This is a genomic window from Bacillus sp. FJAT-29814 (assembly GCF_001510715.1).
GTDB lineage: Bacteria > Bacillota > Bacilli > Bacillales > Cytobacillaceae > Neobacillus.
Genome location: NZ_LMTJ01000008.1, coordinates 385,359 through 397,297, shown reverse-complemented (window position 1 = coordinate 397,297; position 11,939 = coordinate 385,359). Strand labels below are relative to the sequence as shown.

General features: G+C 40.5%; 9 protein-coding genes and 1 pseudogene. 2 read left to right on the top strand and 8 right to left on the bottom strand.

From position 1 onward, the window contains the following. Positions 1-94 precede the first annotated feature (94 nt). The 5 genes from ctaF to cyoE form a co-directional block, all read right to left on the bottom strand. Positions 95-430, bottom strand: a complete 336-nt coding sequence (gene ctaF, locus AR334_RS22175; RefSeq protein ID WP_066318034.1) for a cytochrome c oxidase subunit IVB — start codon at positions 428-430, stop codon at positions 95-97. Between the two features lie 5 nt (positions 431-435). Next, on the bottom strand, positions 436-1,065 hold the full coding sequence (locus tag AR334_RS22170; RefSeq protein ID WP_066318031.1) for a cytochrome (ubi)quinol oxidase subunit III: 630 nt from the start codon (positions 1,063-1,065) through the stop codon (positions 436-438). Then, complete coding sequence (gene ctaD, locus AR334_RS22165) at positions 1,065-2,936, bottom strand: cytochrome c oxidase subunit I (RefSeq protein ID WP_172799279.1); 1,872 nt, start codon at positions 2,934-2,936, stop codon at positions 1,065-1,067. The genes AR334_RS22170 and ctaD overlap by 1 nt, the downstream gene beginning before the upstream one ends. Positions 2,937-2,964: 28 nt before the next feature. Then, positions 2,965-4,023 (bottom strand): cytochrome c oxidase subunit II, encoded by a 1,059-nt coding sequence (coxB, locus tag AR334_RS22160; RefSeq protein ID WP_066318026.1) that lies wholly within the window; start codon positions 4,021-4,023, stop codon positions 2,965-2,967. 93 nt (positions 4,024-4,116) lie between these two features. Beyond that, entirely contained in the window at positions 4,117-5,043 is a 927-nt protein-coding gene (cyoE, locus tag AR334_RS22155) for a heme o synthase (RefSeq protein ID WP_066318024.1), read from the bottom strand. A 579-nt stretch (positions 5,044-5,622) separates the two neighbouring features. Between cyoE and AR334_RS22150 the strand changes: the two genes are divergently transcribed. Next, a complete protein-coding gene (locus AR334_RS22150; RefSeq protein WP_066318022.1) occupies positions 5,623-6,531 on the top strand; it encodes a heme A synthase in 909 nt (302 codons plus the stop codon). A gap of 476 nt (positions 6,532-7,007) precedes the next feature. Here the strand turns inward: AR334_RS22150 and AR334_RS22145 are convergent, their stop codons facing one another. Together AR334_RS22145 and AR334_RS22140 are read right to left on the bottom strand one after the other, a co-directional pair. Continuing rightward, complete coding sequence (locus tag AR334_RS22145) at positions 7,008-7,628, bottom strand: DUF3885 domain-containing protein (protein ID WP_066318631.1); 621 nt, start codon at positions 7,626-7,628, stop codon at positions 7,008-7,010. A 63-nt stretch (positions 7,629-7,691) separates the two neighbouring features. Then, positions 7,692-8,048, bottom strand: a pseudogene (locus AR334_RS22140) (IS1595 family transposase); the annotation flags it as partial. Positions 8,049-8,208: 160 nt separating this feature from the next. Between AR334_RS22140 and AR334_RS29655 the strand changes: the two are divergent. Beyond that, complete coding sequence (locus tag AR334_RS29655; protein ID WP_156431362.1) at positions 8,209-8,349, top strand: hypothetical protein; 141 nt, start codon at positions 8,209-8,211, stop codon at positions 8,347-8,349. 122 nt (positions 8,350-8,471) lie between these two features. Here the strand turns inward: AR334_RS29655 and pyc are convergent, their stop codons facing one another. Then, a complete protein-coding gene (gene pyc, locus AR334_RS22135; protein WP_066318006.1) occupies positions 8,472-11,915 on the bottom strand; it encodes a pyruvate carboxylase in 3,444 nt (1,147 codons plus the stop codon). Positions 11,916-11,939 lie beyond the last annotated feature (24 nt).

Below are 11,939 nucleotides of genomic sequence, written 5' to 3'. Positions count from 1 at the left end.
TTGGCAAATTTAATAAGCAAAGGATGAACCTTCCCAAATATCCATGTCTAAAAAAGAAAATCGGCAAAATGCCGATTTTCTTTTTAGGCAACCATTACCACCAAATAATGGTCATGAATGCCAATGCCATAACTAATGCAAAGAATAAGCCAAAATAAAGGAATAATGAAGGTGCCTCATGACCTTTATGACTCATATGCATGAAATAATATAGCTGAAAAATCACCTGAACGAAAGCCAATAGTACAATAAACGGAGCGGTAAACCAAGCAGTAAATCCCTTAATGGCAACTGCAGCGAAAGCTACCAAAGTTAAGAAAATCATCAATGAAAAGGAAACAACCTGGTATCTCATCTCTTCTGCACTTTTCCGGCGGCGATATTCAACATCAACTCTTGGGTTACCTGAATTTAATTGTTGATTTGCCATAAGTTTTATCCCACCATTCCCATTAAATAAACTACAGTAAAGATAAACACCCAAACAACGTCAATAAAGTGCCAGTATAAGCTCGCTACATAGAATTTTGGTGCATTATACAAGTTTAAACCGCGCTTATAATTACGGAACATTAGAGCCAATATCCACCCAAGACCAAAGGTAACGTGGGCACCGTGAAAGCCGACTAACGTATAGAATGCCGATCCAAAGGCACTGCTTGTAAACGTATGCCCGAATTCATGCACATAGTGGTTAAACTCATAAATCTCCAAGCACAAGAATCCTAAACCCAATGCCACAGTAACACCAAGCCACAGCATCATCTTTTGGGAGTTAAAGTTTTTCATATGGTACATTGCATATACACTTGTCAACGAGCTTGTTAATAAGAGCATTGTTGCGACGAATGTGAGCGGCAAATCGTATAAATCTTTTGCCAAGGCATGTTCAGCACTAGGTACCTTATCCTTTAATGCCAGGTAGGTGGCAAAGAGAGAGGCGAAAAGAACTGTCTCTCCCCCTAGAAATAACCAGAAACCAAGAAATTTATTTTTTGCTTCAAGGGTGGATCTCTCCGGCTCTGCAGGCCATGTTTCGTAAGTTAATTTTTCTTCAGCGTGCATTATGCCTTAACCCCCTTATCATTTTCATCGATTAATTCCTCTTTATGAATATGGAAGCCATGATCGTCTTTTACAGAACGTACTAGCATGGATCCAAATGTAATCAGTAATCCAATAATGATCACTGGTACCGCCCATGACTTTTCGCCATTATACAAAACACCAAAAGCAGCAAAGAATAATCCAAATGAAATCATAAATGGAATAAAGGAAGAATTCGGCATATGAATATCTCCAAGCGGTTCTGCTGGTGTCATGCCTTTCTTACCCGCTGTCTTTTCTAACCATAACGGATCAAGGCCGCGTACAAGCGGAAGCTGCTTGAAGTTATAGAATGGCGGCGGTGACGGAATCGCCCATTCAAGTGTTCTTCCATCTTCCCATGGATCGTTGCCAACCTTTACATTTTTCACAGATGTCATAACAACGTTAATTAGAAGCACAATCACACCTAGTGCCATAAATAACGCACCAATGGAACTTATCATATTGGAAGTCTCATATCCTTGACCTGGCAAGAACGTAAACACCCGGCGCGGCATTCCCCAAAGTCCCAAAAAGTGTTGAATAAAGAATGTTAAATGGAAGCCGACAAAGAATAACCAGAAGGTAATTTTTCCAAGAGTTTCATTTAACATCGTACCGAACATTTTTGGCCACCAGTAATGGGTTGCGGCAAAAATACCAAATACGACACCACCAACGATAACGTAGTGGAAGTGGGCAACAACGAAATAACTGTCATGATATTGATAATCTGCCGGGGCAGTACCAAGCATTACCCCTGTTACCCCACCCATTACGAACGAAGGAATAAACGCAAACGCCCAATACATTGGAGTCGTAAATTTCACGCTGCCTCCCCACATAGTGAACAGCCAGTTGAAAATTTTTATGCCCGTTGGAACAGCAATTGCCATTGTTGCAACAGCAAAGATCGCATTGGCCACTGGGCCTAACCCAGTTGTAAACATGTGGTGAGCCCAAACCATGAACCCTAGGAAACCGATTAATACTGTGGCAAATACCATCGATGAGTATCCGAATAACCGTTTTCTTGAAAAAGTAGAGAAAATTTCCGAAAAAATCCCAAATGCCGGAAGTATTAAAATATATACCTCAGGGTGTCCAAATATCCAGAATAAATGTTCCCAAATTACGGTGTTACCCCCATTAGCAACAACAAAGAAATTCGAACCAAACATGCGGTCAAACATCATTAAAGTAAGACCAACTGTTAACGGAGGGAAAGCGAATAAAATTAATGCCGATGCAACAAACGTTGTCCAAGAAAATAGCGGCATTCTCATGTATGTCATTCCTGGAGCACGCATGTTTATAATGGTAACCAGGAAGTTAATCCCACCTATTAAAGTCCCTAAACCTGAAATTTGCAAGCCGAGTACATAAAAGTCAACTCCATGTCCTTTGGAGTGAATTGCAAGTGAGGCGTAGGAAGTCCAGCCAGCATCTGGCGCACCGCCCAAAAACCAGGAAAGGTTTAAGAACACACCACCAAAGAAGAATAACCAAAATCCAAGTGCATTAACGAATGGAAACGCCACATCACGGGCACCAATTTGCAAAGGCATTACCGCATTCATAAAGCCCAATAAAATCGGCATAGCCGCAAGGAATATCATCGTCGTTCCGTGCATGGTAATAATTTCATTAAAAGTACCTGCACTTACAAAATCATTATTCGGCACCGCAAGCTGCATCCTGATTAAAACAGCCTCGATACCTCCCACTATGAAGAAAAATCCACCTGCTAAGAGATATAGGATCGCGATCTTTTTATGGTCGACAGTTGTTAAAAAGTCCCATATAGTCGCACCAAACCCCTTTTTTTGAGTCAAGGTACTCACAATTTTACCTCCCTTTCAACCATTACCCCATTTATTCCTGAACTTTTAGGCCCATTAGGTATTCCGCAAGGGCTTCTAGCTGTTGTTCATCATATTTCGGATATTTATCAGTCATTAAGTTGCCTGGTTTATATTTTTCAGGATCACGCAGCCAATTTTTCAACTCTTCTTTATTATGATCTAAAATACCAGCTACACGAGATCTTTCACCAAAGTTTGTTAGGTTTGGTGCCATTCTCGCTGTGTCCGGCATTTGGTTTGACGGCGTTACAGCATGACAGCCGATACAGCTTTGATTAAAAAGCTCCTGTCCTTGGGCAGCCAAATCAGTTTTTGCTTTTTTCGGCTCTTTGACAGCCTGCATATCTTTCACCCATGCATCAAACTCAGCACGTGGCATCGCTTTTACTTTAAAGTCCATCAAAGCATGTGACGGTCCGCAAAGCTCAGCACATTTACCGTAAAAAAGATTCCCTGCTTCATTGGCTTTTTCTTCATCAAATACGAGCCAGAATTTATTCACGTTTTCAGTGTTCGTATCCAATTTACCGCCTACTGCAGGAATCCAGAATGAGTGCTTCACATCCAAGGATTTTAAATCAAAATACACCTTTTCGTTTGTTGGAACGACTAAATCTTGGCCTGTTACAATTTTCTGCTTTGGATATTCAAAATCCCACCAATATAAATGAGAGCGGACCTTAATAACCAGGGCATCAGATTTTTCCTTATCCATTTCTTTAACATCAGCAAGTTTAAAGGTAGCTGATACTGTCGGTACAGCAAGTAACAGTAACAATAGAATCGGAATAACTGTCCAGATGATTTCTAATTTATGACTTCCTTCCACCTGTTTTGGAATTCGGTCATCCTTTCTTCTAAACCTAAAGAACACAATCACAAAGATAATCGATACAACAAGGATAACTCCAACCATAATGTACGTACTTAACTTCATTAAATCGTACTGGATTTCAGCGGCTTCTCCGGCAGGCTGTAATGTGGAAAGGAACGGTTCGCCACAACCGGAAAGGACCAGCGCCAAAATCGCAAACAGCGAAATTAAACGCCATTTTGCAAACCTTTTCATGCTTAATCAAACCCCTCTTTCGTGTAAATTCTTAATTTAATGTTGGACCAAAGAAGTATGTAGAGTGAGGCAGTCATGCGCCTCGTTGCAAAACTAGATTAATGTAACAACTACCATTGCCACAAAAATAATAGTTAAGTATTGAATAGAATAAACAAACATTAGTTTTGCCCACTTAATGTCATCTTTGATCTTATATCCATAAATCCCTAACGCCAGCCAACCGATATTTAACGCAGTTGCCAGGATTAGAAATGGGATTCCCAATTCGTGAAGAAAAAATGGTAATGGCAAGAGTGCAGCCACCCAAAGTAAGATGCTCCTCTTGGTAGCTTTGAAGCCTTTTACTACTGGAAGCATTGGTATGCCGGCAGCCCTGTATTCATTTACCCTTCTCATCGCTAGAGCGTAGAAGTGCGGCGGTTGCCAGATAAACATGAGCGCAAATAGCAGCCAGGCAATGATATCAAGATTGGCATCTACGGCAGCCCAGCCAATCAGCGGTGGTACAGCGCCGGAGAAACTTCCAATAATCGTGTTAGAGACCAATTGGCGCTTCGACCAAAGTGTATAAAGAACAACATAACTAAAAACTCCAAGCAGTCCAATAACTGTTGCAGTTACTGTAGTGAAGAATAAAAACAGTGTTCCCAGACCAATCAGGATAATTCCCAGTCCAAGAACTTTCAACGGGAGTATTTTTCCAGTGACGGTTGGTCTTGCTTTGGTCCGATCCATTAAATGATCAATATCTCGGTCGACATAATTATTAATCGCGCAAGAGCCGGCTATGATAAGCGACGAACCTGCCACCGTGAAAAAAATAACATCCAAATTATTTAAAAAGCTCTGTCCAGTGAAATGCAGTGCAAGCCATAAACCGGTAAAAGTTGTGATTAGGTTTGAATTTACGATCCCAATTTTAATAAGGGCCATAAAGTCACTCCATGCAGAGGGTTTTTCTGCAACTGAATCCAGGCTTGTCAGACCATTATCAATGGCAGCCTTTGAATTAGACATTCAATATTCTCCTCCCAATCTTGATAAGCCAATAAATCCCAAATATTATATATTTCAGATGAAATGCATCATTTAAACAACACTTTCTCTGTATATTAAATCACACTTTGCGAAGTTTTTGTGAATTTTTTTTGAATAATTTTTGACCAAATTGTGACAACGCGATTTTTATCATAACATGTCTCTATTTTATAATATTTTTTAAATAAAAATCACTATAAATTAAAATATTATTACAAAAAATTTCTATGTATTTATTCATTCTGTTTTGAAGCTTTATTGTATGATGGATCTAAATAAAATATTTTTCTATTGAGAAAAGTTTCTTTCATATTTATTTACAGCAGGCTGTTTTCGGAGTTATTACGTTTTCCACTATAATAATAGTGTTAATTGAATGTTATTCAAATGCTTCAGACCATTTTTAAATATCCTCAACATCTTAGTCCGAAATTCTGTTCTTTTTCGCCAGAATTCGTTATGATGGATTAGGTACTTTTTATCTTTCTACTTTTTTTATCCATTATACTGTCAAGAAATTTTTTTGACAAATTATTGAACTTTTAAGAGGTGGGTTTCTTGCAACGTTCTTTGAAGTGGCTGGCAGTCGCCACTACTATCGGAATGATTTTAATTTTACTAGGTGGAGCTTTGGTTACAAAAACCGGCTCTGGAATGGGCTGCGGGAGATCATGGCCGTTATGCAACGGAAAATTCCTCCCCACTGAAATCACGCCAGAATTAGTTATTGAATTAGCCCACAGGCTAGTCTCAGGTGTTGTAGGGATTCTGGTGTTAGTTTTGTCCATTTGGTCATGGAAGGCGATTGGCCATATAAGAGAGACTAAATTTCTTTCATTTTTGTCTTTTTTCTTTTTAATTTTACAGGGGCTCATTGGGGCAGCAGCAGTTCTCTGGGGACAATCTTCTTTTGTTCTGGCCCTGCATTTTGGGATTTCGCTCATATCTTTTGCTGCTGTTTTCTTATTGACATTGCTTATATTTGAGATTGATAAGAAGTTTGAAGCAGAAAAAGTTTATATCGACAAACGAATGGGTTTTCATATCATCGCGGTAACCGTCTATAGTTATCTTGTCATCTATACCGGTGCATTGGTCAGGCATACAAAATCAAGTCTTATATGCCGAGATTGGCCGTTTTGCTTAAACGATGCCCCAGCACTTCCCAGCAATCTATATGAATGGGTGCAAATGGGACATCGAGCCGCCGCTGGTCTGATATTCCTTTGGATCGGATATATAACTATCCTAGCTATTCGCCATTACAAAACCCAAAAGGTAATATATTGGGGTTGGATTATCTCATTTATTCTAGTAAGTCTCCAGGTAATCGCAGGGGCCTTTATCATTTTCACCAGGCTAAACCTTTATGTCGCCTTGCTTCATGCCTTCTTTATTACCTGCCTGTTTGGTGTTTTAAGCTATTTTATTCTCTTGTATTCAAGGTCCAGGAAGAATCATAACTAAATAAACAGAGGCTGACTTTATTTAGTCAGCCCCAGGCTGTCGAGAAATTCTCGACAGCTTTATTTTATTTTTACCTTTTAACAATTCAGCGCGTTAATCTTTTATAATATTATTAAAAAATAGACTATTCGACATGTCTGTTGATTTGCGCTCCAGGCACTTCGCTTTCCGCGGGCGTGCCGGGGAGCCTCCTCGGCGCAAGCGCCTGTGGGGTCTCCCCCTGCCCCGTACTCCCGCAGGAGTCTTCGTGCCTTCCGCGCAAATCAACAGGTGTCATTAATTCGATGAGCAACTCAACTAATAAAATTATCGGTGAAATCAATGTTTAAGCCAAAAGAGTCTAGTCATACTGAATATGAATTTGTGTCTTTCATTAAATTAGTTCCGGACCATCATCTTCTTCGTTTAATTTTAATGTTGATTTTTAATTATAAAAATGGGAGACGCTTATTTATGGCGTTTCCCTTAAACAATATTCAATTAAATACCTTATCAATTTCAGGTCTGTCATAATCTAAAATCCAGTCATTGTATCTATTATAAACATCCCTTATTGTAGCGGGTGATGTTGCTAACAAATCACAACCTCTGTCATCGTAAACGTGAAAGATGGTTTTCCTGTTGATATTAATGAAGTAAACTCTATGGAAAATACTCGGTTTCAACCCCAAGTCTTGATTGCAAATTGCTTTTAGCAATAGAACATATTTAAAATCGGATATTTTGCATTTTAGAATAAATCTGTGAGTTTTATATGTGCCTTCTTCATCATCTTCTGGAAAAATATAAGGCAATGCTTGATGTTTCAATCTAAATAATAAAGATTTTTTAACATAGGGGAAAAAATTTTTTAACTGATGTTTAAGGTTTTTCCCTTTATCAAAATCATTGACATCCATCACTACAAAAATATCTTCTGTTGGAGAATGTAGAGATTCAAATAAAGTAATTGCCCTTTTATAACACCCCAATACATATGAGTTGTTTGGATAATCATATTCCCTTTTCCACTCTACACCAAGTTCAAAACGAATCCCAATATCCCAACTATAAAACAAAGGTGGTCTAAGCTCTAAATTGGGGTAATTTTCATGCATAAAGTCATTTAACTGCATTTTAACACCTCATAGTTACTATTAATGGTTTCAACTGATCCGAAATTAGGACTGACGTAAACTATCATAAGTTTCTGTCATTTCAAATACAAATGATGTTAGCAGAAGTTCTTTAATATATTGCTTAGTGCTTTCGTAACTGCGACTATCTATAAACAATAACCAAGCAAGGTAATTATCGAGATATTTTGTAGCGACACCCTTAAAACGGTCAAGCAATTTCTTGATCCGAGAATGAAAGCTGTTCACATTTTGAATGTGATATAAGCCTTTAATAACATACTTTCCATCGTCTGATTTGATTTGGTAATGCTCTAATCCTTTTTCTTTCGCATAGGTTTTGTAGGCTCTCCAAGCATCAGTTACAAGCACATTGTCGGAGGTTAATTTCGAGCCGATGATTCTTATCAAATTCAGGAATAGAGCTAAATAAATTTAGAAAGAAAAAAATTGAGCGCGCAGGCTCTTCTAACCGCAGCTTGCTAGAACATGAAAAAGATTACGACACACTTATTCAGACTGGAAAAGGTGTGCTGCGATTCTTTAGGTTGATTAACTCCTGTTGATTGGAGCGGAAGGTGCGAAGACTCCTGCGGGAGTACGGGACAGGGGAGACCCCGCAGGCACGGAACGTGCCGAGGAGGCTTCCCGAACCGCCCGCGGAAAGCGAAGCACCTGGAGCGGAAATCAACAGGCCCATTAGCAGGGGCAATTTTTATTAAAACCGGCAATTGAAAAACCGATAAAATAAAAAATTGTCGAGAAAAGAACCTTTTCTCGACAATCTGGAGGCTGACTTTAGTAAGTTAGCCTTTTTTATTGTTGTTAGCCCTTTATCAGTTCGAGCATTAAGTCACCAGTCTGGATGGCTTCACCACTTTTAACGTAAATCTCCTTCACAACGCCGGAGAATGGAGCCTGGACGGTCGTTTCCATTTTCATTGCCTCGGTAATCATTAAATGATCGCCTCGTTCAACCCGCTCCCCTTTTTCAACCAATGCCTTTATGACAGTGCCTGGCATGGACGCAGAAATGTGGCTTTCATTTTTCGGATCACCTTTAAGTCTTGATACTACTGTTGCTTTAATGCTTTCATCCTTCACGATTACTTCACGCGGCTGGCCATTTAACTCAAAATAAACTACTCTGGTACCGTCCGCATGTGGCTGACCAATTGAAACAAGCTTTACAATCAACGTTTTCCCCGTTTCAATTTCAACCTCAATTTCTTCTCCCAAACGCATACCATACAGGAAGGTAGGCGTATCAAGAACAGAAATATTGCCATAAGCCTCGGCTGTTTTCAAATAGTCCAGGAAAACTTTTGGATACAAAGCATAAGAAATAATTTCAAATGTGGTTACTTGTCTGCCAAGTTCATCAAATAGTTCTTGCTTAAGCTTTTCAAAATCAATCGGTTCAAGTAATTCACCCGGACGGACTTCAAGTGGTTTTTTCCCTTTTAATATTACCTTTTGCAGTTCCCCAGGGAATCCGCCGTGCGGCTGTCCCAGATATCCCTCAAACAATTCAACGACAGAATCTGGGAAGTCGAGCGAAGCACCTCTTACTAATACCTCTTCCTCGGTTAACTCATTTTGAACCATAAACAGAGCCATATCGCCGACTACTTTTGAGGATGGTGTCACTTTGACTATATCACCGAACATTTGATTAACTCTGGAATACATTTCCTTGACTTCTTCCCAGCGTTCGCCCAAACCGACAGCTTTCGCCTGCTGCTGTAAATTGCTGTATTGGCCTCCTGGCATTTCATGCTGATAGATCTCGGAATGCGGTGAAATCATGCCGGACTCAAAGTCTTGATAATATTTCCGGACATCCTCCCAGTAATGCGACAGCTTTTCAAGGGCATTAATATCTATTGCCGGTTTACGTTCCGTCCCTTCGAGAGCGTAATACAATGAATTGGCACTTGGCTGAGAGGTTAAACCTGCCATCGTACTTAACGCGGTGTCGACGATATCCACTCCACCATCAATCGCCCTGGCATAGGTGAAAATCCCATTTCCGCTAGTGTCATGAGTATGAAGGTGGATCGGGATATCAACGGTTGCTTTTAATTCGGAAATAAGGCGGTAGGCCGCTTCCGGTTTTAATAACCCGGCCATATCCTTGATTCCAAGAATGTGTGCCCCCTGATGTTCAAGCTCTTTGGCTAGATTTTTATAATAGTCAAGATTGTATTTCGTTCTTGTCGGGTCTAAAATGTCCCCGGTATAGCAAATGGCAGCTTCAGCTATCTTCCCGGTGTCCCTAACCGATTGAATGGCAACCTCCATCCCTTTCACCCAGTTCAAACTGTCGAATATACGAAATACATCGATTCCTGCAGAAGCTGACTGCGCAACAAATTCTTTAATTAAATTATCAGGATAGTTTTTATAGCCAACCGCATTTGCGCCGCGGATTAACATTTGGAACATAACATTTGGAATCTTCTCTCTTAATGTCAAGAGTCTGTCCCATGGATCCTCTTTTAAAAAACGGTAGGCAACATCAAAGGTAGCCCCGCCCCACATCTCGAATGAAAACAGATTAGGCAAAAGCTTTGCGGTTGGTTCAGCAATATGGGCAATGTCGGTTGTCCGCATTCTTGTGGCTAGGAGGGATTGATGCGCATCCCTGAAAGTGGTGTCCGTTAATAACACTTGTTTTTGGTTTTTAACCCACTCAACCAGACCTTCGGCGCCGTGTTGGTCCAAAATTTGTTTGGTTCCCTGATTAGTGGATAGGTCAAATGGAATAGCCGGGATTCTCGGCTTGGCAAATACAGGCCGTTTCTTTTTTTCGATTCCAGGAAAACCGTTTACGGTTACAGTCCCGATATAGGATAGCATTTTTGTTCCACGGTCTTTCCGTACCGGAAACAGAAATAACTCCGGAGTAGTATCAATAAAGGAAGTGTCATACTCCCCATTTAGAAACTTTGGATGCTTAACGACATTTTCCAAAAACGGAATATTGGTTTTTATCCCTCTAATTCTGAACTCCTGCAAGTTTCTGACCATTTTGGATGCAGCTTGCTCGAAGGTTAACGCCCAGGTCGATAGCTTGACAAGGAGAGAATCATAATATGGAGTGATGACAGCTCCTTGAAACCCATTCCCCGCATCCAGCCGGACTCCAAATCCACCGCCTGAGCGATAAGCCATGATTTTCCCTGTATCGGGCATAAAATTATTTAGCGGATCTTCTGTTGTAACACGGGACTGAATGGCAAAACCATAAAGCATAATCTGCTCTTGTACTGGAATGCCGATAATCGGTCCATGCAATTCATGACCTTCGGACACAAGAATTTGCGTCTGTACGATATCAATCCCCGTTACCATTTCGGTAACCGTATGTTCAACCTGTACTCTAGGATTCACTTCAATAAAATAAAATTCATCTTTGGAGACAAGAAATTCCACTGTTCCGGCATTTAGGTAGTCGACATTTTTCATCAATTTTACGGCCGCAGCACAAATTTCTTCCCTTAATGCTTCAGACAACGATACGCTTGGGGCAATCTCGACAACTTTTTGATGGCGGCGCTGCACGGAACAGTCACGATCATAAAGATGGACAATATTGCCGCTTTTATCGCCGATAATTTGCACCTCAATATGCTTTGGATTTTCAATTAATTTTTCAAGGTAGACCTCATCACTTCCGAACGCAGCTTTGGCTTCCGACTTTGCCCGTTCAAAGGCTTCCTTGACTTCCTCCTGGCTTCTAACTATTCTCATCCCCCGGCCGCCCCCGCCGAGCGCCGCTTTAATGATGATTGGATAACCATGGGTTTCGGCAAAGCCAATAACCTCTTGAAGTCCATTTACAGGCCCGTCTGACCCGGGAATAACCGGTATTCCAGCAAGTTCGGCTTGCCGCCTAGCTTTTACCTTGTCCCCGAACATATCCAAGTGATTGGAGGTTGGACCGATAAAGATAATCCCTTCCTGTTCGCAGCGTCTAGCAAAATGAATATTTTCAGATAAAAATCCATAGCCGGGATGAATTGCTTCAGCACCGCTTTTTTTGGCAATTTCAATAATGCCGTCGATGTCCAAATAGGCATCGATTGGTTTTTTTCCTTCCCCGACCAAATAGGCTTCATCTGCCTTATATCGATGATAGGAGCCGGAATCCTCTTTAGAATAAATTGCAACAGTCCGAATATTCAGTTCAGTACAGGCGCGAAAAACCCTGATGGCGATTTCTCCCCTGTTTGCTACCAATACCTTATTTATTTGTTTTGCCACCTACTAGCACCTCTGTTTCTATGT